This is a genomic window from Candidatus Nitrotoga sp. AM1P (assembly GCF_013168275.1).
GTDB lineage: Bacteria > Pseudomonadota > Gammaproteobacteria > Burkholderiales > Gallionellaceae > Nitrotoga.
This window is the reverse complement of record NZ_AP019547.1, coordinates 542620-565369: the sequence shown is the minus strand read 5'-3', so window position 1 is coordinate 565369 and position 22750 is coordinate 542620. Positions and strand designations below refer to the sequence as shown.

Here is a 22750-nt window from a genome sequence, read left to right as displayed (position 1 = left end):
TTACCTGATTTTCGACACAATCACAAAACTCACCCCGGTGTCTATGGCGAGGTGAATTATTCAGCGCTGCCCTAGCTCAAAGATACGTACGGGTACGTCTAAATTTTTTCATCCAACCAAGCAATTTCACACCTGATTTCTCTAATTTGTTAGCGCAAAGTAGTAATGTCCGCTTTCTCCCAAATAGAAATGTCCGCTGGTGATTAAACTTACCCCTGTTAATAACAGTGACGGATATATTGAAAATGGACAAGCTCATGAGCCAACGAGAAGTGAAACAAGCACAGGTATTGGAGCTGTTGAAAGAGGATAAAATCAGCCAACAAGAGGCGTCGAAGCGACTGGGTATCACTACCCGCCAAGTGTGCCGCCTGACCAAACGTTATCAGACGGCGGGCTTGGCGGGGTTGGTCAGCAAGAAGCGCGGCAGGGCCTCAAACCGGCGGCTGGATGAAGCCATTCGCGCTCAAGTCATTGATCTCATCGGCACGCACTACCGGGATGTCGTGCCGACACTGGCTTGCGAAAAACTTGCCGAGTTGCATGGCATTAAGCTCTCTGTCGAGAGTACGCGCCAGATGATGATCCAAGCGGGCTATTGGCGCCCCAAGAAAGGTGGCGCAGATTGCACGTTGCTGGTATTCATTGACGATGCCACCGGACGATTAACACAGTTGCGCTTTGCGCCGACCGAAACCACGCTGGGCTATATGCATGTGCTGCACGACCACATTCTGGCGCACGGACTGCCTGTGGCGCTCTACAGCGACAAACACAGCATCTTCCGCATCAACGCCAAAGAGGCCGATCCTGAGGCCGAAACACAATTTTCGCGGGCGGCACGGAATGTATTCACGCTCACAGCCCGCAAGCCAAAGGGCGTGTGGAGCGCGTTAATCAGACTTTACAAGACAGGCTGATCAAGGAAATGCGACTGGCGGGCATCAACGACATGGACAGCGCAAACACTTGGTTGCCAGGCTACATCAAGGACTTCAACAGGCGTTTTGCAGTCGTATCCAAAGACACGTTTGACGCGCATTTGGCCTATCCAGGCACACGGGCCTCCTTGCTGCGCACCCTGTCAGTTCATGTGGCAAAAACGCTTTCGAAAAACCTATCTTGCCCGCATGAAAACCAGCTGCTACAAGTCGCCACCACCGGGACAGGGCTGGGATTGCAGGGAGCACAAGGGTACGATACACGAGTACTTTGACGGAAGCCAAGAACTGCTCTGGAAGAAGCGCAAACTGACCTATGGCGTGATGGACAAACCGCAGCAACAGTCACCCGTAGCAGACGGAAAATCGGTCAATGCACAAATGGCTAAGCAGTGGCGCGACGCAACACGGGACACAAACCCGCACCGAATCATCCCTGGAGAAACAGGCCCGTCGGCAAGTCCGCCCACAACGGGCAACGCGCTACGACGTAGCAAAAAAAACAGGAAAATCGGACATTTCTACTTTGCACAAAACCGGACATTTCTATTTAGCGTTGACAGCTGATTTCTCTAATTCTAATTTTCTTTCTTAATTATTAATGTCTCAATTGCATCCTTTACGTATACGTTTACTGCAATCTGGTTAGCATGTGCCAAATCATCTAGTGTATTAATGTTAGTAAATGCAATTGCATCATCTAATACTACTTCGCTTAAATGTAAGGTTTCTAGCCAACTATTTACTTTACGCCCGCCTGAATTTAGATAAACATCAAGTTTAGGAAGTACGTTCTTATGATAAAGAGCAATAGTAGGCTGCCGCTTTCCAGCAACGACTGCCACTGCGGCCTCTACCGTAGTTATTGCGCTAACTGCTTTATATAACCGGGCGATCAAATCAACTGGCAGGAATGGTGTGTCGCAAGGAACGCTCGCAACCCAATCATGACGTGCAAGTCGTAGAGCGGACTGCAATCCAGCAAGCGGTCCTACCCAATTCGGGGTCTGATCGGCAATGACAGGATAACCAAAGTACAAATAATCATCGTGCACACCATTCGCATTAATTAAAACCTCTTCACTTTGGCTGCTAATCGAATCTAATACCCAGTCAATTAACGCTCGTCCATGCAAAGATTGCAAACCCTTTGCACCACCGATACGAGTACCCAATCCCCCTGCCAGAATTACAGTGGTTATTGCGGGCTGTACTGACTCAATGAACTCCTCAAATTTAATTTGAGAAGCTCTCATGTCATCCTACTATCTAGTGCCAATGCCATAAATGATATTTTTTAATAACGTATTTCAATTGGGGGACATGCAAATATTATTTGCACAAGATTTCATTCTGATAAAAACCATCAATCCACCGAGAAGTGAACCCGGGCGTCTTGCAAATAATGCTTGGTTACTGCTTATTCAGACTGATAGATTTAATAAATTCTTGAGTCTCAGCCGTAGTTGTTTCCTCAGCAAGTAATCCATATTTATTCTTAATCGTGATGTCTGCGCCATGTTCAATTAAAATTTTTGCTGTCTCTAGATTGTTAGCACAATGTAACGCGGTATTCCCCTTTTTATAAATCCCTCCTCTTGATAATGTACCTCCACGTGCCAGCTGAATATTTGGGTTTGCACCCGCAACCAACAAACGTTGGGCGACTTCTGGATGGTTAACCCATAAATGTAAAGGCGTAAAACTATCCTTATCTTTCAAATTGAAACTGGCACCGCAATCAATTAAAAATATGGCAATATTGGGATCATCAACCTCGAATAATGGAGTTCGATTATTATTATCCATAATATTAAGGTCAGCTCCACCATCGATTAACACCTTAGCTGCGGCTATACTTGCAACATAATGTAAGGGCGTTTTACCCAGAAAATCACGAACATTCAAATCTGCACCCTGTTTAATTGCGCACTCCATCCCCTCTAAATCGTTATCCCATGTCGCCACCATCAGAGCATCATTATCTTTCACCGCTAATAGAGCATTATTATCTTCAGAACGAACGATACTAGCGGCTTTTTTTGCAGCAATTGATCCTGCATCTTCCTCTAATAAAAATGCTTTAGCTTTTCCAAAAAGAGGATTATTTTCATCTGCTAGTTTTTGTACTACTTTCGGCAAAATTGCCATGAAAAAATCTCCTGATGAAATATTATTAAATATTAAGGACAACTACCCAATGAGTGGCTCATTTTGCAAAACTTAGTACATATTTTTGAGCATTTTTATATCTGCATCATTGAGAACAAGCCTAATTTTTAAAGTATTTAAAAATTCATTGTCACCATGCCTAGTATCAGAGGTTATTCATTGATATTTATTCCATTTTTTAAATAAATATGTGCAATAGCCGTACCTGAATATATGATAAATCTCTTTGTATAATTCCGCAAATAAACAACCTCGCAGCAAGCTACAGGATATCTCAAAGCAGCACACGCTCATGGTTTAGATGTAATTTATGATACTTATTCCTTTGACTCTTGAGGTACTTACCTAATATAGCTTCATCGCGCCATGTTTCCCAATCGAGCTTGCAAAAAAACCATCCGTCCAGAATTCACCACCCAAAAAAATGGACATAATCCTTGTCTGTCCCTATCTCCAAACTTCATTTGGTGGCACTCCTCAATTTCCCAACATACCTCTTTCAAAACTTCATCAACCCTGCCGTTAAACACCGCTCGTCGATATTTTGCCGAAAATACCAAGTGATACCTCAACACGGTTACATTGGAACTCTTATGAGTATATCGCTCATCCACAATGCTTACGCCGCAAGCGGCGGGAAACTCACCCCAAAAGTTCAATATTGAGCATGAGCGAAGTTATCAAAACGCGTATATTCACCACGGAACGTCAACTCAACCTTGCCTATCGGGCCGTTACGCTGCTTGCCGATGATAATTTCCGCCTTACCCTTGTCAGGTGAATCAGGGTTGTATACTTCATCACGATAGATAAACAAAATCAGATCTGCATCCTGTTCGATAGCACCGGATTCGCGCAAATCGGACATCATCGGGCGTTTGTTAGGACGCTGCTCCAAGCTACGGTTAAGCTGCGACAGCGCCATAACAGGTACTTGTAACTCCTTGGCTAACCCCTTCAAAGAACGTGAAATTTCTGAAATTTCGGTAGCACGATTTTCACTTGCCTTACTTGAAGGAGAAGACATTAACTGCAAGTAATCGATAATAATCAACCCTAGGCCATTATTTTGGCGATGTAACCTGCGTGCACGCGAACGTAATTCAAGCGAATTTAGCGCGGCGGTTTCGTCGATGAAAATAGCTGCATCATTCAAACGCCCCAGCGCATGGGTCAGGCGTGGCCAGTCATCTTCCTGCAAACGTCCAGTGCGTAAATCATGCTGATTGAGTTTACCTACTGAACCTATCATACGCATGGCCAATTGGATACCGCCCATTTCCATGCTAAAGATTGCCACTGGCTTACAGCTTTCCAACGCCACATGCTCGGCGATATTAATAGCAAAAGCAGTTTTACCCATGCTCGGACGCCCGGCAACAATGATCAGTTCACCTGGTTGCAGGCCGGAAGTCATGCTGTCCAAATCGGTAAATCCGCTCGCAACGCCGGTCACATCGCTGGAGTTATCACGCCCGTACAGTGTCTCAATACGCTCCACTACCTTCGTAAGTAGCGGTGGAAGGGGGCTGAAACCCTGACGGCCGCGCTCACCAGCCTCAGCAATCTCAAATACACGGCTTTCCGCTTCATCCAGCAACTGGTTCGCATCGCGCCCAGCGGGATTATAGGCGCTAGTAGCAATTTCGCTGCCAACCTCAGCCAGTTTGCGCATAACAGCGCGCTCACGCACAATTTCAGCATAGCGCCGGATGTTAGCTGCGGACGGCACGTTTTGCGCCAAGGAGCCTAAATAGGCCAATCCACCGGCTTTATCGAGTTCAGCATTGCTTTCCAACGATTCCGCCACGGTGATAACGTCTACCGGTTTGGCATGCTCGGTCAAGCGCGCGATATGCCGATAAATCAGACGGTGCTCAAAGCGATAAAAATCTTGTTCACTAATCAGGTCGGCAATTTTATCCCACGCGGCAGAGTCCAAAAAAATGCCGCCTAATACCGACTGCTCAGCTTCCACCGAATGCGGTGGAAGTTTTAATGCCTCAAGCTGGGGATCTGGTGGAGAAATATATAGGTTGTGCATAGTGCCGAGTTATTGATCAAGAACTAATGCAGAGCCGCATTCTTGATGGAACTTATTTTTGAAATCATTATTTTCGGTATTTGTTGTATGGAATATAAAAGTTTAGAAATCAAACCGGTAGTTTTAGCCACTACGTTAACAATATTTACAAAGAACTTCTTCTGTGACAGCTTATATAAGTTCAAATTAACGTAAAGACCAAACTAGCTGCAGCATTCTATCACTGAGAAAATTTCTACCACCAAAAATAAAATAGAGCTGTCGCCAGCTCTATTTTATTTACAACAATACGTAAAAAACTACGGCTTATGCTCGCCCAGCACTGAAACTATAATATTAGCTATCACATCAGTATGCAACGCGATATTGACTGGATAATCGCCAACTTGCTTTATATGTCCCGCCGACATGCGCACTTGAGTTTTTTCCACAATAAAACCTTGCACTGCCAACGCCACAACAATGTCAGCATTAGTCACGGAACCGAACAACTTGCCGTCAACACCGGCCTTTTGTACTATTTGCACAGTCAACCCGCTGTATTTCTCAGCGCGTGCCTGAGCTTCTCCCACCTTGGCTTGCTCTGCAGCTTCTAGTTCAAGGCGACGAACTGCAAATTCCGCCTTATTACTCTCAGTCGCACGCTTGGCTTTGCCTTGCGGGATCAGAAAATTACGTGCATAGCCATTTTTAACCTTAACTACATCGCCCAATTGGCCAAGGTTTACCATTTTTTCCATAAGTATCACTTGCATGTTCTGCTCCTTAATGCAAATCTGTGTAAGGCAACAACGCCAAGAATCTTGCACGCTTGATTGCAATGCCCAATTGACGCTGGAAGCGCGATTTAGTGCCAGTAATACGTGCCGGAATGACCTTGCCGTTCTCGGCAATAAATTCCTTGAGAATATTCAAATCTTTATAATCCACTTCTGCAATCTTATCTGCAGTGAAGCGGCAAAATTTGCGGCGTTTGAACAATTGACGTGAAGAATTGCTCTTCTTGTCATCTTTTTTCTTAAAAACACGAGCCATGTTGTGCTCCTTATTCTAATTTAATGTTATCAATGTGCAACACAAGTTGTGTAATGCGTAAACTGCGCTGAGCCAAAAATCCTTCTGCTTTTACCCGCTGTCCCAGTTGCAAATTATTAGCCTGCTGTGCAGCGGCACCAAGTGCTAACGCAGGAATATCGCACTGTACCTGACGCGCTATGCCGGCCTCTAGTTGCGTTGAAGCATGACGAATTTTTAATGCCATTCGCGCTACCCCTGCCGGGGTGTAGCGCAAACAATCCAGTTCAACGAGTTCTCCATTAATGGAGAGCCGGTTACAAGCAACACTCAATCAAATAACCGCAGCAACTTCAGTTGGCACGACTAATTCAATCTGAGGAGCCTGTCCTGAGCCTGCCGCAGGGGCAGTCAAAGAGCGCGATTTTTCCTCCCTCATCATCGCCGAAGGAATTGTTACCGCAGACTTGGTTTTGATAGTTAAGTGGCGTAACACAGCATCGTTAAACTTGAATGCATGTTCTATCTCGTCCAAAACTTCCTGGTTACATTCAATATTCATCAACACATAATGCGCTTTGTGGATTTTTTGGATCGGGTAAGCTAATTGACGGCGACCCCAGTCTTCCAAGCGATGGATCACGCCATTCTTGGCCGTCACCAGAGCACGGTAGCGTTCAATCATAGCGGGCACCTGCTCACTCTGGTCGGGGTGCACGATAAATATAATTTCGTAATGTCGCATTGATTCTCCTTTTGGATATGAAGCCCTCCGTCATGCGTAACGGTAGAGCAAGGGTTTAAGGGAGCGTGATTATAGCGAAAAATTCAGTCAGGTCAAGGAAAAGCCTTGTTTACAATCTTCTTATCTCTATCTCAAATTCTTTAAGGAAAGACATTAATTTCCCCAATTTCGAGATAACATGATAGTTCAACGGAGTGCGATGTAATTCGCTAAATCGGACGAATCGCCGAACAAAGTTGATACATGATAATTACAGGATTTTCACGGTGACTGTTACATCCGCGTAAAAAAACGACCACTCATTTCTTCCAGTCCCAAAGTTTGCAGCACTTCCTTCAATCGCTCAGCCGGACGGTTGCATGGCAAATTTTTAAAATTCGCGATAATAAGTTCATTTTTCATCGAATGCTCCCAACCCACTAGTTCGGTCACTGTAACTTGGTAACCGTGTGCTTCCAATTGCAAACAACGCAGCACGTTGGTAATGTGACTGCCAAATTCGCGGGTATGGATGGGATGACGCCATAGTTCAATCAAAACATTTTTCGCAAAATCTTTACCTTTATTTTTCTTCAAAGCCACCGCCACTTCAGCTTGGCAGCATGGCACCAAGACGATAAATTGAGCATTTTTTTTCAACGCAAAACGTATGGCATCGTCAGTAGCGGTATTGCACGCATGGAGCGCTGTAACCACATTCACCTTGACGGGCAAAATCTCTGACTCAATAGACTGTTCCACCGATAAGTTAAGGAATGACATACCTGGAAAATTTAGCCGTGATGCCAACACCTGCGAGTGTTTGACCAAATCATCACGTGTTTCAATACCGTAAATACGTGATGCATCATTCAATGTCTTAAAAAACAGGTCATAGAGAATGAAGCCAAGATAAGATTTGCCTGCTCCATGATCAACCAGTTGAATATTATGGTTATTTTTCTTAATTTCTTGCAGCAACGGCTCGATGAATTGATAGAGATGATAAACCTGCTTAAGTTTGCGTCGGGAATCTTGATTCATCTTCCCATCTCGAGTAAGAATGTGCAGCTCTTTAAGCAGATCAATTGATTGACCAGGTTTTATTTCATGCATACCGCTCCCAGATAGCTTCTCTCAAAAATTAATTTCGCCCCTCCAATAGTCATCATAAAATAGTTATTATTAATAAATAAGTTATTAAACTATTCTAAACTAGAATATAAAGGTTATATGGTGACGATCGTATTTCTTTGTTAGCGACGAAACTGATAAGAAAACCGAACCATGCGAGCTAAGCATACTGTAACGTGAGTATTGGAACCATGCAACGCATTGTCCATGCGATTGCATTCGTTAAACGATACGGCCCATGCTGTGAGGTAAACTGAAAAAACAAAAGAAGAATTGGGTACCGAAGAATCGATGTCACATTCATCGTTGCCACCTTTAACCCTGATAAACTAGATAAAAGTAGCGCAGATAGAGAAATTGAACGAGACCGACAAGACACAACTTACACTTTCACACCTTTACTTTATTTCGATACATATAACCATTGACCTCCCTCTTTATAACCGGATACCAGCAGACTGCTAATTTTTTCAGGTGGCACCGGCTGGCTGAAGTAATAGCCTTGTATCTCGTCGCATTCTTGATGCTTCAGGAAAGATAGTTGCTCTGCAGTTTCCACTCCCTCAGCGATCACTTTCAACTTAAGGGTGCGCGCCATATTAATGATCGTACTAACAATCACAGCATTATCCGAATCGACTATTATATCGCGCACAAATGATTGATCAATCTTGAGCTTATCGATAGGAAAACGCTTGAGATAACTTAAGCTGGAGTAGCCAGTTCCAAAATCGTCCACTACGAGCTTCAGCCCCATCGCCTTTAGCTCTAATAACAACGCGATCGACGCTTCGGCATTTTGCATGACAACGCCCTCGGTAATTTCCAGCTCAAGACCAGACGGTTCGAGACCGTTCTCACACAAAATTGTCTTGATCATTTCGCCAAAATTATTTTGGCGAAACTGTACTGCCGATAGGTTGACCGCCACGGTAAGTTCCGGTAAACCTAACATACGCCATTCACTGTTCTGCCGGCAAGCCTCACGCAATACCCATTCGCCGATTGGAATAATCAAACCGGTCTCTTCCGCGATGGGAATGAAATACCCAGGCGAAATTATTCCAGTTTCGGGATTATTCCAGCGTAGCAATGCTTCTACACCAATGATGCGACCGCTACGCAAGTCTACCTGAGGCTGGTAATGTAAACAAAATTCTTGGCGTTCTACTGCATGACGCAATTTCCGTTCAATCGACATGCGCTCAAGCGCGAGCTGGTTCATTTCATTAGTAAAAAACTGGTAATTATTACGACCATTTTTTTTAGCATGGTACATTGCAGCATCAGCATATTTAATCAAGTAATCCCCATCGCATCCATCTTCTGGAAATATGCTGATGCCGATACTAGTAGTTATTTTGATTTCATTACCATCTACCATGCACAAGCCAGAAATGGCCTCTAACAGCTTGACCGCAATAACGGCAGCATCATCCACAGTTTCCAAATTCGGCAATATGATTACGAACTCGTCTCCCCCCCGCCTGCTTACCGTATCGCTAGCGCGACCCACACTGCTAATGCGTCTGGCAACCTCTTGCAATAATTTATCGCCAACAAGATGACCCAGCATGTCGTTAATAACTTTGAAATGATCCAGATCAAGACACATGACTGCCACTTTGTGTTTTTCGCGGCCAGCATGAGAAATAGCCTGCGCTAAACGATCCTGCAATAGCAGGCCATTGGGCAAATTGGTGAGAAAATCATGCAGTACAACATATGCCACACGTTCTTCTGCTGCCTTACGCTCACTGATATCAGAAAAAACGCCGATATAGTAACTAATTTCGCCGAATTCATTTTTCATAGTGCTGAGATTTAAGCGCTCGGCGTAACTTTCATCATTTTTTCGTCGACCGATCATCTCACCCTGCCAGCGCCCGGTTTCATCAATGCTGCGCCATGTGTCTTGGTTAAACGCATCATCCATCAAGCCAAGATGTAACAGATTCAGGTTCCTACCTATTAAATCATTAGCGCTGTAACCGGTAATGATAGAAAAAGCCGGGTTAATAAACAACATGTTTTTATCGGCATCCGTGACAATTATGCCTTCATGTACGTTATTGAATATATGCGCGAATAGCCTAAGTTGTTTCTCCTTTTGACGTACGCTATCACTCTCTTGTCCCGAACTAGATAAGTCCTGCATTAATATCACTCATTATCTTGGTTAATCAGGTTAAGCAACTAATATCAGGTAGAAGGAAGCTCGAGATCTGTGATTCCGATTAGACTGACGAAGAACTCTGCGTACTATAACTGCTGTCTTCATATCAACTTTGTCCCGAGTATTCAAAAATAATGGGCTCCAGAGGCTGACGCTCGCATGCATCGCGCAATAGCGCGGCCGTTTCACTCAAGGCAAGCTCCTTTAAACGGCAGCGCATGCGCCAAACTCCGTCTCCAGATTCGGAAACACCACAAGAATGGTTGGCCATGCTGCACTCTGCACTTTCCGCCGCTACAGGAGTGCCCACGTAATTTAATGCGGCTACCGGCAGATTCGGAAAGAGGCGTCTGGCCTCACGCACCCATTCCAGCAAACGTGCTTGCTGGGAGCAATCACAAACATTACCATCTACCAACACCATGTCATATTGTTCCAAATCTGGCTCAGGCATATCCGCCCATGCTTGCTGGACTAACCGATGCCTGGATTTTTCCAGCATCTGATTCAAGATGCGACGGGTGCCTGATGCTTCTCCGAGTAACAAAATATTCATGCGGCTAGCCTCAGTGCATGCTCGGGTAAGGTACCAAACAGGGCGAATTCTGTGATCTCGTCGATTTCAATGGAGCAAGCCACAGTCAACACCCGACCTATTTTGATGGGTGGCCCAAACCTGCTTAAATTAACACCTGTTTTGGATATTAATCTTTCGACTGCCACAGTGGTTACTGTAACGTAACGGACAATACCGTTGAGTTGAGCAAACTTAAATAATTTTTGCATCATCTGCATGGGTATTGCACTAAAACCATAATTTGCACTTTCATATTTTGGAGCAGTTACAGCAAATCGACTTAGTTCCCACACATCGGCCTGTTGCGGTGCACGCTGTCCGTGTAAGAGCTGGGGAAAAGTATCCTTTAGCATGTTGGGGCCGGTTGTAGGTAATAGTCGCCAGCAGCCCAATACCTCATTTTCATCCTCATCTGCATCTCCTCTTACCAGTACATAAACCGGATTGGCCCGGTCGAATTCGTCATGTTCCATGCCATTATCGCTAGTCACTTCCCAACCCAGTCGATCATGAAATACATCGTGCCTGAGCCGGTACATTCCCATCGCGGCTTGACGATTTAGTGAGCCGTCCCCATGTTGCGCAAGCATTATCGAACTCATTTTGTGCCCTCTGTCGTTGTTTGATGACAGGAGCAATGAGACTACGTATCTTGACAGCTAGCTAGCTGTAGGATCTTACAGGGCAAAATAACAATTAATGGCTACAAAGCCTGGCTGGGAAAGGTTCTAGAGTTAAGCGGTGAGCAATGCTTTGAGATAAAAATGGAGAGAGTTCGCCGTTCACGACATCCCGTAAGTCGAATAATTTGTTGCAAATATAAAATTGTGAAAATTTTATCGAACTTTAGTATGACAGCGTCTATCACCATACAAATTCACAGTCATACAAATCTCAGGGAGTGATAAGACCCATCGAAAGAGCACGGGAGATAGCATGCTGACGACCAGATACTCCCATTTTACTGGCTGCATTCTGCAGATGAAAAGTCACAGTACGCTCGGAAAGTTTAAGAATATTGGCTATTTCCCACCCGGTTTTGCCTTCCGCCGCCCAGAGAATGCATTCTTTTTCTCGCTCAGTAAGATTTATTTTTTTCAGAGGCAAAGAGTCTTTGCTGAGCACGATGCGTTGAATCGCCTCGTGCAAGTAGCATGTTAGCAACTGCGCCGTTCCCAACATAGTAATAATATCTTGCTTGGCTTGCCGTGAATTAATGGAAGTGGCCAGACTCAACATTGCGGCTTCCCCTTGTCTGCCATGAACAGAAAAGCTCGCACCATTAGCAAGACCAAACTCTCCCGCCTCGTTCATTATTCTGACTGTAGGCCTGCTATTAAAAATTTTACGATCCCAAATTACCGGAATTACTGTTTTGGAACAATGTTGAACCGTCGGATCAATCTTGGCATAACCGGATAGCTCGTAATGTTCACGCCACTCCTTTGGATAGCCACTAAAAAGAAAATGATAAGGCCGAGTAAGCGATACGTTTACCCGCACAGCATAAAGAAAGTGCTCAAATCCTATCTGCTTGATTATAGTTGTAGTCGCCGCATGCAATTCTTCAACGGTATCGCAATTTAACAACGACTGAAATTGATCCAAATAAGTCATAGTTATTCTCCTCGTTTACATCTCAGGGGAAGCAGGATTTACTTATTTTTCATTCCTCATTGTTTGAAAAAATTGTATTTTATCCACCCTTAGGTCAACTCATAACAACCCTTACCATCAGAATTCAATCTAATATTTGTACCCGAAAGTTTACTGTACCCCTATATTCGAGTAAAACGCAACTAAACAAACGGTAGCTCTGCTGTGCCTGAGCCTATAGTTGCAATTTCATGCAGCGCCTTCATGAACCCTGCTTGCTCATGCAATTGCACCAACGTATCTGGATGGCAGCGGCCACGCATCTGCACGAGGCGCGCTTTGCTGGCCGCTGGCATGTCCCACTTTAATCCAACTAACAATTCATCTGCCAAGGACGGTTGGTTACATACCAGCACCATATCACAGCCGGCCTGTAGCGCCGCTTCCGCACGTTGCAGGATACCGCCCGCTACCGTAGCGCCTTCCATGCTAAGGTCATCGCTAAAGATGCATCCATTGAAATTCAGCTCACCGCGCAGAATATCTTTCAGCCATACTTTTGAAAAACCTGCTGGATAGGTGTCCACCTTGGAATAAATAACGTGTGCGGGCATAACCGCAGTCAGACCATAATTCACCATCTGACGAAATGGAATCAGGTCGCACAACTCAATGTCAGTATAGCTGCGCTCATCTATCGGAATTTCCAGGTGTGAATCGGCATGCACGTAACCATGTCCAGGAAAATGTTTGCCCACGGTGGACATGCCGCCCTGCCTGAGTCCCAATAACAGGCTATGCGCCAGTTCGCCTACGGCCTGAGGCTCAGAATGAAAAGCACGGTCGCCAATCACTTGGCTGATACCAAAATCTATATCTAGCACCGGGGTAAAGCTGAAATCCACGCCGCAAGCACGCAATTCTGCAGCCAGCACATACCCTACCTGCTGCGCCAAATGCTTGGCGCGGCGCGGATGTTCATCCCAAATATTGCCCAACTCACGCATCGCCGGAATGCGCGTGAAACCGTCGATAAAACGTTGCACCCGCCCACCCTCATGGTCCACAGCGATCAGTAGCGGCGGGGAACGCAACGCATGAATGCTGGCTGTCAGCTGGGCCAACTGGCGTGGAGATTCGTAATTACGCGCAAACAGAATCACGCCACCCACCAGTTCATGACGTAAACGTGCTTCATCTTCCGCAGTAAGGATAGTTCCTGCGATATCCAGCATACATGGGCCGATACCCATTCAAATTCTCCTAATGATCTTTACGTAATTCATGACAGATGTGCTTGCTGTCCTTCCTGCGAAAGTGGAATTCAGAAGACTTAAACTAGATACATTTTGAATGGCTGAATTTTTCACTTGAAAAAACTTATCAAAGCAGTAAATTTCGTCTGTGTTTTCACAATTTAACGCTTACTATCTTTCTCCAAAATCACAAATGCCACGGCAACATCATGGTCATCACTGATACTTAGATGGTGGTGTGTCAACCCTAATTGCATTAGGTGCGCAGCCAATTCTGCATCAAATATAAAAATGGGTTTACCAAAAGCATCGTGTGACACGCTAATTTTCTGCAAGCTCACGGGATAACGCAGGCCGCTTCCTATTGCCTTAGCCAGTGCTTCCTTGGCGGCAAAGCGTTTCATTAGCAGGCGCACAGGGGAGATATGAACACGATACTCCGATAATTCCTGCTGGCTCAAAATGCGCTGGGCGAAGCGCTCGCCGTAGCTGGCATGTACTGCCTCAATGCGTGCATAAGCCACAATGTCAGTGCCAATACCAAAAATCACGGTAACTGAACTTCCATGATTTATGGATGAATGCCGATTAGCAGCGCTTTCATTTTTTTCACAGCTTGCTCCAGACCAATAAAAAGCGCCTCGGCGATTATGGCATGACCGATATTGAGTTCACAGATATTAGGAATAGCAACGATAGGCTGTACATTGTGATAGTTTAGGCCGTGTCCGGCATTCACTTGCAAACCGAGCGCATGAGCATGCGCCACTGTGCGTTGAATGCGCGCTAGCTCTTGTGTCTGATGCGATACGCTGGCCGCATCAGCATATTTTCCCGTGTGTATCTCTACTACCGGAGCGCCCGCAGATCGCGCCGCATCCATTTGTTTTTCATCTGCGTCCACAAACAATGACACACGTATGCCCGCCGCCGCACAGCACTCACAAGCGTGCTTCACACTATCAAAATTCCCCACCACATCCAATCCTCCCTCGGTGGTCAGTTCCTCACGCCGTTCCGGCACGAAGCAGACATCATGCGGCTTAATACGCAAAGCAATAGCCAACATTTCGTCGGTAATGGCGCTTTCAAGATTCATGCGCGTTTGCAGCATGTCACGGAGGATTTCCACGTCCTTATCCTGGATGTGGCGGCGGTCTTCACGTAAATGCAGTGTAATAACATCGGCACCCGCCGCCTCACCGATCAACGCTGCCTGAATCACGTTGGGGTAACGTGTACCCCTAACTTGGCGCAACGTGGCAACATGGTCAATGTTAAGTCCGAGTTTGATCATATTTTTTGTAGATCCCTTATCAATTCGCGCGTATGCAATGTCTTACCCGCAAGATGATGATTCAATAACATACGCATCAACTGCTTGCTCTGCTGCGCGCTAACTGCATCGCGGTAATCGTCAGCAGCCATATCTTGCAAGGTTTTGCCTAACATCAACAAACCTTCTGATGCACTTGATATGTCTGCGCCATTGGGTGTAGCACGCACCGCACCCCGTTCAAGCACATAACGATAGGGTGCGACAGAATTAATCGGCTCACCGCTGTCCGCTTCCTGTAACAATAAAAGCGCATAGCCCAACTCTTGCAGCAAATGTTTTTCAAAACAACGTAAAATGGCAGCATAGTCCGCTTCATTTGCTAGTCGTTGCAACGTGTGCTGATAATAATCGAACAGTTGCTCGTGCGGATCATCGCGCACCATCAGATTAAGCAGCAATTCATTCAAATAGAAACCACACAGCAATGCCGTTCCCTGTAATTGCGGCTGACCACCCTGCCACTCGGCACGGTGCAAGGTGCGCAATTCATGTTTGCCAAACCAGCTTAACATTAATGGCTGAAAACCCATTAATAAACCGCGCAACGCCGATCTCGGACGCCGTGCACCGCGCGCCACCAATGCTACGCGACCATGCTGCCGGCTTAGAACTTCCAGCACCAGGCTGGTTTCGCGGTATGGATAGCTGTGCAGGACGAAAGCAGGTTCGTCTTCTAATCTGTGTTTGTGCGACTGCAATCTACCCCTCCCAGCTTCCCTTTGTCACAGAAGAACAGAACGAGAAAAGCAAAACCAACTATCCAACTATGAAAAGTGCACTACCTAGCGGTGAGAACCACACCAATAAATCCCTTACTGATGCAGGAAAAAGAGAACTTAAGGTTAGAATTATTCATACCCCAAACTTTTCAATACCTGTGCATTGTCTGCCCAACCACTTCGCACTTTAATCCACACTTCGAGATAAACTTTTCCATCGAATAGTGCCTCCATATCTAACCGCGCTTGAGTGGCAATCTCTTTAAGCTTCTCACCATTCTTACCGATCAGCATTGCCTTATGCGCGTCCTTATCCACAAGAACCGCAGCGTAGATACGGCGTAGCTTTCCTTCTATTTTGAACTGTTCAATCACGACACTTACTGAGTAAGGCAGTTCTTCACCAGAGTAGCGAAAGATTTTTTCACGCACCAATTCGGCCGCAAGAAAGCGCTCATTACGATCGGTGATTTCATCTTCAGGATAAATTTTTTCACCTTCGGGCAGATAGGGTCGAACCGCATTTAACAAGGTATCGAGCTGCTTGTTCTGTTTTGCGCTCACTGGCACGATAGCAGTGAATTCACGCTCCTTGGCTATCTCCTGAATAAAGGGCAGTAATTCTGATTTATTCTCCATGTTATCTACCTTGTTGATAACAAGCAGCACTGGCATATTTTTTGGTAGCAGATTCATTACTTGGCGATCTCGCTCGTCGAAATTCCTGGCTTCAATTACGAACAACACCACATTCACATTACGCAAACTACTCGTCACCACACGATTCAAACCGCGATTCAGAGTATTAAGATGCTTCGTCTGAAATCCGGGAGTATCTACAAATACAAATTGCGCATGCTCTTCGGTTAGTATTCCGCTAATACGATGGCGTGTGGTCTGTGCCTTGCGTGAAGTGATACTTATTTTTTGGCCAACCAGATGATTAAGCAAAGTGGATTTACCCACATTCGGGCGGCCGACAATAGCGATAAAGCCACTGTGGTAATTACTTGCATTCATGACTGGCTCTCGATTTTCCGGTAAGCGGCTTCTGCTGCTACCTGCTCTGCAGTGCGACGACTACTGCCTTCACCACACGTGAATAATTTCAATTGTTCGATTTGACATTCAACTTTAAATAGCTGTGCATGTGCCTCACCCTGAGTCGCAATCACGGTATATTTTGGTAATGCCAGACGCTTGCCTTGCAAATATTCCTGCAACAAGGTTTTGAAATCCTTACCCAACGTCTGCGCGTCTGCTTGCGCTATAAAGGGCACATACAGCCGGAGCACAACTTGCTCTGCGGCTGCAAAACCCGCATCTATGAATACTGCGCCGAACAATGCTTCCATGGTATCGGCAAGGATAGACGGGCGACGAAAGCCGGCGCTTTTGCGCTCCCCTTCGCCCAATAATAATAATTCACCCAAACGTAATTGCTGCGCTAAGATAAACAAGGTTTGCTGATTAACCAGATTGGAGCGCAGACGAGATAAATCACCTTCCGATAAATCGGGATAAATGCCATATAGATATTTGGCTACGACGCAATTGAGTATGCTATCACCCAGAAACTCCAATCGCTCGTTGTGTTCCGCACTATAACTACGATGCGTCAAAGCACGCTGTAATAATTGCGATTGCGTGAAAATATGGCCAATCTGATTGCACAGTGCATCACGATTCATCGGCTATTTTTTAAAACTACTTGGATTGAATTCAAGTAACAAGCTAGCATTGCCAACCAGTGGTATTTTAACTTGATAGCTAATGTTCAGTGATAGGCCGCGTGCATCCTTGACTATCTCAATGTCATTTGCCGTGACGACATTAATGTTATTCATCATGGCGCGCTTACTGAACGATTCACGAATATCCTTGGATTGAGCCCCTTGCATTTCAGGATCATTCACGATGGTAGAGAGAATACTTTTAATTTCGGCATCCTGAACATACGCCGGGATAACCTTCATGCCGCCAATTGCCGCTATTATTAATATTACTGACCATACCAGAAGACCAGACAAACTCACGCCACGCTGCCTGTTTGCTATTGTTTTGATCATGCTCCTCCCTTGTTTATAACTTCAATCAATGGATAAGCCTATACGTTTCAAATCGCTAAAATTCATCCAGATCATGAATGCTTTGCCAACGATCATATTATCCGGCACGAAACCCCAATAACGACTATCTCGGCTGTTATCTCGATTATCACCCAGCATAAAATAATGCCCAGCTGGAACTATACAGCGCACCTCCTTTTCGCTGTATGCACAATTCTCTCGATGAGGAAATTCCGCCACCGCGCCGAGATGAATGCTGGGCACTTCTGGATTTACTAACATTGAATGAACATGCCCAGTCAAATTTTCTCTATAACGTTCGGTATGCACAAAGTTCAGTGCAGTCTCCACATAATTATAATCACCGTCCGGCTGCTGCTCTTGCAGCACATCGTTCACAAACACTTTCTTATTGCGATATGCAATTTGGTCACCAGGCAATCCAACCACTCGCTTAATATAATCTAGCGATGGATTTTCCGGATAATGAAATACCATCACGTCACCTCGGCTGGGGGAATTAATTTCTACCAGCTTCTTACTGATGATGGGCAAACGAATGCCATAAGTAAACTTATTAACCAAGATGAAATCGCCCACCTGTAAAGTAGGAATCATCGACCCAGACGGTATTTTGAACGGCTCAACCAGAAATGAGCGCAACATGAATACCACCAGAATAACAGGGAAAAAACTCTTGGAGTACTCTACCCACCAAGGTTCCTTGGCGGACGCTATGCGTTTCGATTGCAGCACAAAGCGATCCAGTAACCACACGCTACCGGTAACCAGCAGCAATACAAACATAATTAAAGCAAAATCCATCTCGATTCCCGTCTTTACGTTATTTTTCACCTACCTGCAGAATGGCCAAAAAAGCCTCCTGCGGAATTTCCACATTACCTACTTGCTTCATACGTTTCTTGCCAGCCTTCTGTTTTTCCAGCAATTTACGCTTACGTGAAATGTCGCCGCCATAGCATTTGGCTAATACATTTTTTCGTAAGGCTTTAACATTTTCGCGCGAAATTATGTTTGAACCGACAGCAGCCTGGATCGCCACATCAAACATCTGACGCGGAATCAATTCACGCATCTTGGCCGCCACTTCTCGACCGCGAAACTGGCTGTTGCTGCGGTGCAGAATAATCGCCAGCGCATCTACCTTTTCGCCGTTGATCAGCATATCCACCTTGACTACATCGGCCGGACGGTATTCCTTAAATTCGTAATCCATTGAGGCATAGCCACGCGAAATTGATTTCAGCCTGTCAAAGAAATCAAGTACGATTTCTGCCATAGGTATCTCATATATCAACAACACTTGCTTACCGTGATAACTCATATCGAGCTGTACACCGCGCTTTTGTGTACACAATGTAATCACCGCACCCACGTATTCTTTCGGCATATACAAGTTGACTGTCACAATGGGCTCACGGATTTCCTCGATCTTGGATGGATCGGGCATCTTGGATGGATTATCCACTACCAACAGCGTTCCGTCGCGCTGCACCACCTCGTAAATAACGGTAGGTGCAGTAGTAATTAAATCCATGTCGAACTCGCGCTCCAGTCGTTCCTGCACGATTTCCATATGCAGCAATCCCAGGAATCCGCAGCGAAAACCGAAACCCAATGCCTGCGACACTTCCGGTTCATACTGTAACGAAGCGTCATTAAGCTTGAGCTTTTCCAGCGAATCACGCAGCGATTCATACTGATTGGATTCTACTGGAAACAATCCGGCAAATACTTGTGGCTGCACTTCCTTGAAACCCGGCAAAGCTGTAGCTGTGGGCCTGTTTGCCAGCGTGATGGTATCTCCAACCTTGGCCGCCTTCAGCTCCTTAATACCCGCAATGACGAAACCGACCTGGCCGGCAGTCAGTACTTCCCGCGGTTGCGACTTCGGCGTAAATACACCAATGTGCTCAGTCAAATGCTGCGCGCCAGTAGCCATCAACAAAATCTTATCCTTGGGTTTCAAGGTGCCGTTAAAAACCCTCACCAACATTACTACGCCAACATAATTATCGAACCACGCATCTATAATCAGCGCGCACAACGGCGCAGCCGGGTCACCTTTAGGTGCCGGCACTTTAACGATTAAAGCTTCGAGCACATCCTGTACGCCTTCTCCTGTCTTGGCCGAGCAGCGTGTCGCGTCGTGCGCATCGATACCGATTACTTCCTCGATTTCTTCAATGGCGTTTTCCGGGTTAGCAGATGGCAAGTCAATCTTATTCAACACCGGCACTACTTCCACTCCCAAATCAAGAGCGGTATAGCAGTTAGCAACGGTCTGTGCTTCCACTCCCTGAGATGCATCAACGACTAAAAGCGCGCCTTCGCAGGCAGATAATGAGCGCGATACCTCATAAGAAAAATCGACGTGTCCCGGCGTATCAATCAGGTTGAGATTGTATATCTGGCCATCACGGGCCTTATATTGCAGCGCAGCTGTCTGAGCTTTGATGGTGATGCCGCGCTCACGTTCCAAGTCCATGGAATCGAGCACCTGCGCCTCCATTTCGCGATCAGAAAGCCCGCCGCACAACTGAATAATTCGATCGGCCAAAGTAGACTTGCCGTGATCAATGTGGGCAATAATGGAAAAATTACGAATGTATTGCATGTGCATTAAACTTGTATCGTACGGATTAAAGGCATATTATTTATTAACATAACATGCTAATAAATAACGTTTTATCGATTAATTTCATTTAAAATTTAATCACAGTAGCTCAAAGCAAAGCGGGTATAAATGAGGTAAGCCAAAACAACCTAAAAATTCTACCCACCTTTAACGCATCAACCCGCCCACCATTGCAGTTACAGAATGTTTCTGCCCTATCGAAGAACTCATACTTACCGATCCCCAGAACAGAAACACCAAGCTAGAAACCAAAATCCATCAAGCTACCGGCGAGGGCGGATTATACATTGAAGTCACTCCATCAGACGGCAAGCATTGGCGTTACCGTTTTATTAGGCTACGACTTTTAAACTACAACAAGAATGCTTATTCGCTCTTGCGCCAATACCCGACATCAAGGCCGCCAAAGCATAAACCCCTTGGTCTTTATGCAATAAAGGTGAATTGGCAATGTGTTGCACTTCGAGCTTGAATCCGCCACACAAATTGCAGCAAAATATTTCGCGTTGCTTGTCATTTATATCCCCTTATGTGATGCGCGTCCTCAGTCTTCGCTCAAACTAAGAATTCACTTTATCAGTTATCGCATAGGTTCATTACTGCTACAACTCGAGGTTAAATTTTTTTTGAATATTGCCACGTCCAACGATATCAGATTTACAGGTTGAAACAAGCGAGTTTGAACCAAATTCAGATTGGCCAAAAAATTGACATGGGCAAAGCGACAATTTCAAGAAAATTGAGAGCTCAGCAAAAGATGAACGTGACTGGCGGCCAAAACAAGTGCAATTCAATGCTGAAAATAGCATTAAGCAGGCAACTTAAAAAAGACATGAACCTCAGTGCTTAGCGCGTGAGATCGAAAAATGAGGTATGAGACTAATTCAGAAATGATGAGGTAACGTGCCCCGGCTTTGTGGGGGCACGCTTAATTGCGCTGGCTAGTTACTTCTTTTTAGCTTTGACGTCAGCAACTGCGTCTTTCAACTTGCTGCCGACTTTAAATTTCGCAACTTTCTTGGCCGGTATTTTCAGCTCTTTTCCGGTAGCTGGATTTCGACCTATCCGAGCAGCACGCTGTTCGACAGCAAAGGTGCCAAAACCAATCAGCTGCACGTTATCGCCTTTTACCAATGACGCTTGTATAGCAGCCATCAACGCATTCAGTATTTCCTCGACATTGACCTTGGAATTTTTTGTGGACTTCGCTACTGCATCAATCAACTCCGCTTTATTCATAGTATGACTCCCTTTAGTTGAAAAAACACCGCACTGTATCAAGCCATCGTATCAATGGCAATCACAGCCTCACAAATTAATAGAATATCCATCAGGAAATTTTACAACCTCAATCTTAATTGAGCATTTTTTAAAATAGTAGCTACCGGGTGAATCGTTGTCTTTAAATCCACTTCCACCAGCTATTTTCGTCTGTGATGCTGCTGACGCTGGCAATTGGATGCATACGATCAACACCTTTACCGAGCAATTCCACCTAATTTTTGGTGGTGAAATCGAATATGTTCTTCAATAAACGTCGAAATAAAATAATATCCATGGTCGTAGTCAGCATGCCTGCGCAGCTCCAATGGCTGCTGAGCAGTTTGGCAAGCTGCCTCGAACGCATGAGGAAACAATTGATTGGGCAGAAATTTATCGCTTAACCCCTGATCAATCAATATTCCGCTTGGAAAGGGCGCATGTCTTTGTTCCATGAGCGCACTGGCATCGTATTTCTGCCAGTTCTCTTGCTCACCGCCCAGATATGCAGTAAATGCCTTTACACCCCAAGGACATTTACTCGGTGCACAGATCGGCGCAAATGCCGATACCGTTTTAAAAAGATCCGGATTGCGCAGCGCCAAAACAAGCGCCCCATGCCCGCCCATTGAGTGCCCGGTAATGCCAATGTTGGCAGGCAACACCGGGAATTCCCGCACTATCAGTTCATATAGTTCCAACACATAACTGTACATACGATAATGCTTGTTCCAGGGTGTTTCTATCGCATCGAGATAGAAACCTGCGCCAACCCCAAAATCCCAGCTGTCCGCTTCTCCTGGAAGATTGGCGCCGCGCGGACTGGTATCGGGCGCAACCAGCATCAGTCCTTGCTGCGCAGCACTACGCTGTGCACCCGCTTTGATCATGAAAGTTTCTTCCGTACAGGTCAAGCCGGCCAAGCAGAATAGTGCGGGAACCTTGCCTCCTCGAGTCTGCGGTGGCAGGAATACCGAAAAACGCATCGGCAAGCCGATTGCTTCGGAATGATGACTATAGAACCGCTGAGCCCCTCCAAAACATGCGTATTCGCTAATCAGTTCAAGCAT

Annotated in this window: 23 protein-coding genes and 2 pseudogenes; 1 reads left to right on the top strand and 24 read right to left on the bottom strand. The window is 45.5% G+C overall.

What is annotated here, in order from left to right:
• Positions 1 to 257 precede the first annotated feature (257 nt).
• Positions 258 to 1435 (top strand): annotated as a pseudogene (locus W01_RS02515) (helix-turn-helix domain-containing protein).
• 84 nt (positions 1436 to 1519) lie between these two features.
• Here W01_RS02515 and mobA read toward each other — a convergent pair.
• The 24 genes and pseudogenes from mobA to fghA form a co-directional block, all read right to left on the bottom strand.
• Entirely contained in the window at positions 1520 to 2197 is a 678-nt protein-coding gene (mobA, locus tag W01_RS02510; protein WP_173052056.1) for a molybdenum cofactor guanylyltransferase MobA, read from the bottom strand.
• 157 nt (positions 2198 to 2354) lie between these two features.
• Entirely contained in the window at positions 2355 to 3092 is a 738-nt protein-coding gene (locus W01_RS02505; protein WP_173052055.1) for an ankyrin repeat domain-containing protein, read from the bottom strand.
• Positions 3093 to 3387: 295 nt separating this feature from the next.
• Positions 3388 to 3727, bottom strand: a pseudogene (locus tag W01_RS02500) (IS200/IS605 family transposase).
• Between the two features lie 41 nt (positions 3728 to 3768).
• On the bottom strand, positions 3769 to 5157 hold the full coding sequence (gene dnaB / locus W01_RS02495; protein ID WP_173052054.1) for a replicative DNA helicase: 1389 nt from the start codon (positions 5155 to 5157) through the stop codon (positions 3769 to 3771).
• Between the two features lie 299 nt (positions 5158 to 5456).
• Entirely contained in the window at positions 5457 to 5912 is a 456-nt protein-coding gene (gene rplI, locus W01_RS02490; RefSeq protein WP_173052053.1) for a 50S ribosomal protein L9, read from the bottom strand.
• Between the two features lie 10 nt (positions 5913 to 5922).
• Entirely contained in the window at positions 5923 to 6192 is a 270-nt protein-coding gene (rpsR, locus tag W01_RS02485) for a 30S ribosomal protein S18 (RefSeq protein WP_173052052.1), read from the bottom strand.
• 10 nt (positions 6193 to 6202) lie between these two features.
• Positions 6203 to 6505 carry a primosomal replication protein N gene (gene priB, locus W01_RS02480; RefSeq protein ID WP_256380118.1) on the bottom strand — a complete coding sequence of 101 codons (303 nt, stop codon included), beginning with the start codon at positions 6503 to 6505 and terminating at the stop codon, positions 6203 to 6205.
• Entirely contained in the window at positions 6506 to 6916 is a 411-nt protein-coding gene (gene rpsF / locus W01_RS02475) for a 30S ribosomal protein S6 (protein WP_173052051.1), read from the bottom strand. It abuts the gene before it with no gap.
• A gap of 273 nt (positions 6917 to 7189) precedes the next feature.
• Positions 7190 to 8011, bottom strand: a complete 822-nt coding sequence (locus W01_RS02470) for a class I SAM-dependent methyltransferase (protein WP_173052050.1) — start codon at positions 8009 to 8011, stop codon at positions 7190 to 7192.
• A 421-nt stretch (positions 8012 to 8432) separates the two neighbouring features.
• Positions 8433 to 10187, bottom strand: coding sequence for a putative bifunctional diguanylate cyclase/phosphodiesterase (locus W01_RS02465; RefSeq protein ID WP_173052049.1), 1755 nt, complete (start codon positions 10185 to 10187; stop codon positions 8433 to 8435).
• 124 nt (positions 10188 to 10311) lie between these two features.
• Complete coding sequence (locus W01_RS02460; RefSeq protein ID WP_173052048.1) at positions 10312 to 10761, bottom strand: hypothetical protein; 450 nt, start codon at positions 10759 to 10761, stop codon at positions 10312 to 10314.
• Positions 10758 to 11372, bottom strand: a complete 615-nt coding sequence (locus tag W01_RS02455; protein ID WP_242007018.1) for an acyl-homoserine-lactone synthase — start codon at positions 11370 to 11372, stop codon at positions 10758 to 10760. Before W01_RS02455 ends, W01_RS02460 begins: the two co-directional genes overlap by 4 nt.
• 304 nt (positions 11373 to 11676) lie before the next feature.
• Positions 11677 to 12399 (bottom strand): LuxR family transcriptional regulator, encoded by a 723-nt coding sequence (locus W01_RS02450; RefSeq protein WP_173052046.1) that lies wholly within the window; start codon positions 12397 to 12399, stop codon positions 11677 to 11679.
• A gap of 182 nt (positions 12400 to 12581) precedes the next feature.
• Positions 12582 to 13631 carry a beta-N-acetylhexosaminidase gene (gene nagZ, locus W01_RS02445; protein ID WP_173052045.1) on the bottom strand — a complete coding sequence of 350 codons (1050 nt, stop codon included), beginning with the start codon at positions 13629 to 13631 and terminating at the stop codon, positions 12582 to 12584.
• Between the two features lie 164 nt (positions 13632 to 13795).
• On the bottom strand, positions 13796 to 14185 hold the full coding sequence (gene acpS, locus W01_RS02440; RefSeq protein WP_173052044.1) for a holo-ACP synthase: 390 nt from the start codon (positions 14183 to 14185) through the stop codon (positions 13796 to 13798).
• A 20-nt stretch (positions 14186 to 14205) separates the two neighbouring features.
• A complete protein-coding gene (gene pdxJ, locus W01_RS02435) occupies positions 14206 to 14931 on the bottom strand; it encodes a pyridoxine 5'-phosphate synthase (protein WP_173052043.1) in 726 nt (241 codons plus the stop codon).
• Positions 14928 to 15671, bottom strand: coding sequence for a DNA repair protein RecO (gene recO, locus W01_RS02430; protein WP_173052042.1), 744 nt, complete (start codon positions 15669 to 15671; stop codon positions 14928 to 14930). Before recO ends, pdxJ begins: the two co-directional genes overlap by 4 nt.
• A gap of 150 nt (positions 15672 to 15821) precedes the next feature.
• Complete coding sequence (era, locus tag W01_RS02425) at positions 15822 to 16712, bottom strand: GTPase Era (RefSeq protein ID WP_173052041.1); 891 nt, start codon at positions 16710 to 16712, stop codon at positions 15822 to 15824.
• Positions 16709 to 17383 carry a ribonuclease III gene (rnc, locus tag W01_RS02420; RefSeq protein WP_173052040.1) on the bottom strand — a complete coding sequence of 225 codons (675 nt, stop codon included), beginning with the start codon at positions 17381 to 17383 and terminating at the stop codon, positions 16709 to 16711. The genes era and rnc overlap by 4 nt, the downstream gene beginning before the upstream one ends.
• Positions 17384 to 17386: 3 nt before the next feature.
• Positions 17387 to 17761: a DUF4845 domain-containing protein gene (locus W01_RS02415; protein ID WP_173052039.1), complete on the bottom strand. Its 375-nt coding sequence runs from the start codon at positions 17759 to 17761 to the stop codon at positions 17387 to 17389.
• 21 nt (positions 17762 to 17782) lie between these two features.
• On the bottom strand, positions 17783 to 18586 hold the full coding sequence (gene lepB / locus W01_RS02410; protein WP_173052038.1) for a signal peptidase I: 804 nt from the start codon (positions 18584 to 18586) through the stop codon (positions 17783 to 17785).
• Positions 18587 to 18605: 19 nt separating this feature from the next.
• Entirely contained in the window at positions 18606 to 20399 is a 1794-nt protein-coding gene (gene lepA, locus W01_RS02405; protein WP_173055674.1) for a translation elongation factor 4, read from the bottom strand.
• Positions 20400 to 21365: 966 nt separating this feature from the next.
• Positions 21366 to 21659, bottom strand: a complete 294-nt coding sequence (locus W01_RS02400; protein WP_173052037.1) for an HU family DNA-binding protein — start codon at positions 21657 to 21659, stop codon at positions 21366 to 21368.
• Positions 21660 to 21898: 239 nt separating this feature from the next.
• Positions 21899 to 22750 carry an S-formylglutathione hydrolase gene (fghA, locus tag W01_RS02395; RefSeq protein ID WP_173052036.1) on the bottom strand — a complete coding sequence of 284 codons (852 nt, stop codon included), beginning with the start codon at positions 22748 to 22750 and terminating at the stop codon, positions 21899 to 21901.

Coding starts and splice junctions, on each gene's coding strand:
- rpsF (WP_173052051.1), bottom strand. CDS start 6,916: ATGCGACATTACGAAATTATATTTATCGTGCACCCCGACCAGAGTGAG.
- W01_RS02465 (WP_173052049.1), bottom strand. CDS start 10,187: ATGCAGGACTTATCTAGTTCGGGACAAGAGAGTGATAGCGTACGTCAA.
- mobA (WP_173052056.1), bottom strand. CDS start 2,197: ATGAGAGCTTCTCAAATTAAATTTGAGGAGTTCATTGAGTCAGTACAG.
- W01_RS02400 (WP_173052037.1), bottom strand. CDS start 21,659: ATGAATAAAGCGGAGTTGATTGATGCAGTAGCGAAGTCCACAAAAAAT.
- rnc (WP_173052040.1), bottom strand. CDS start 17,383: ATGAATCGTGATGCACTGTGCAATCAGATTGGCCATATTTTCACGCAA.
- era (WP_173052041.1), bottom strand. CDS start 16,712: ATGAATGCAAGTAATTACCACAGTGGCTTTATCGCTATTGTCGGCCGC.
- rplI (WP_173052053.1), bottom strand. CDS start 5,912: ATGCAAGTGATACTTATGGAAAAAATGGTAAACCTTGGCCAATTGGGC.
- W01_RS02470 (WP_173052050.1), bottom strand. CDS start 8,011: ATGCATGAAATAAAACCTGGTCAATCAATTGATCTGCTTAAAGAGCTG.
- rpsR (WP_173052052.1), bottom strand. CDS start 6,192: ATGGCTCGTGTTTTTAAGAAAAAAGATGACAAGAAGAGCAATTCTTCA.
- W01_RS02505 (WP_173052055.1), bottom strand. CDS start 3,092: ATGGCAATTTTGCCGAAAGTAGTACAAAAACTAGCAGATGAAAATAAT.
- nagZ (WP_173052045.1), bottom strand. CDS start 13,631: ATGGGTATCGGCCCATGTATGCTGGATATCGCAGGAACTATCCTTACT.
- lepB (WP_173052038.1), bottom strand. CDS start 18,586: ATGGATTTTGCTTTAATTATGTTTGTATTGCTGCTGGTTACCGGTAGC.
- lepA (WP_173055674.1), bottom strand. CDS start 20,399: ATGCAATACATTCGTAATTTTTCCATTATTGCCCACATTGATCACGGC.
- pdxJ (WP_173052043.1), bottom strand. CDS start 14,931: ATGATCAAACTCGGACTTAACATTGACCATGTTGCCACGTTGCGCCAA.
- W01_RS02450 (WP_173052046.1), bottom strand. CDS start 12,399: ATGACTTATTTGGATCAATTTCAGTCGTTGTTAAATTGCGATACCGTT.
- fghA (WP_173052036.1), bottom strand. CDS start 22,750: ATGCTTGAACTGATTAGCGAATACGCATGTTTTGGAGGGGCTCAGCGG.
- W01_RS02460 (WP_173052048.1), bottom strand. CDS start 10,761: ATGAATATTTTGTTACTCGGAGAAGCATCAGGCACCCGTCGCATCTTG.
- W01_RS02455 (WP_242007018.1), bottom strand. CDS start 11,372: ATGCTTGCGCAACATGGGGACGGCTCACTAAATCGTCAAGCCGCGATG.
- W01_RS02415 (WP_173052039.1), bottom strand. CDS start 17,761: ATGATCAAAACAATAGCAAACAGGCAGCGTGGCGTGAGTTTGTCTGGT.
- dnaB (WP_173052054.1), bottom strand. CDS start 5,157: ATGCACAACCTATATATTTCTCCACCAGATCCCCAGCTTGAGGCATTA.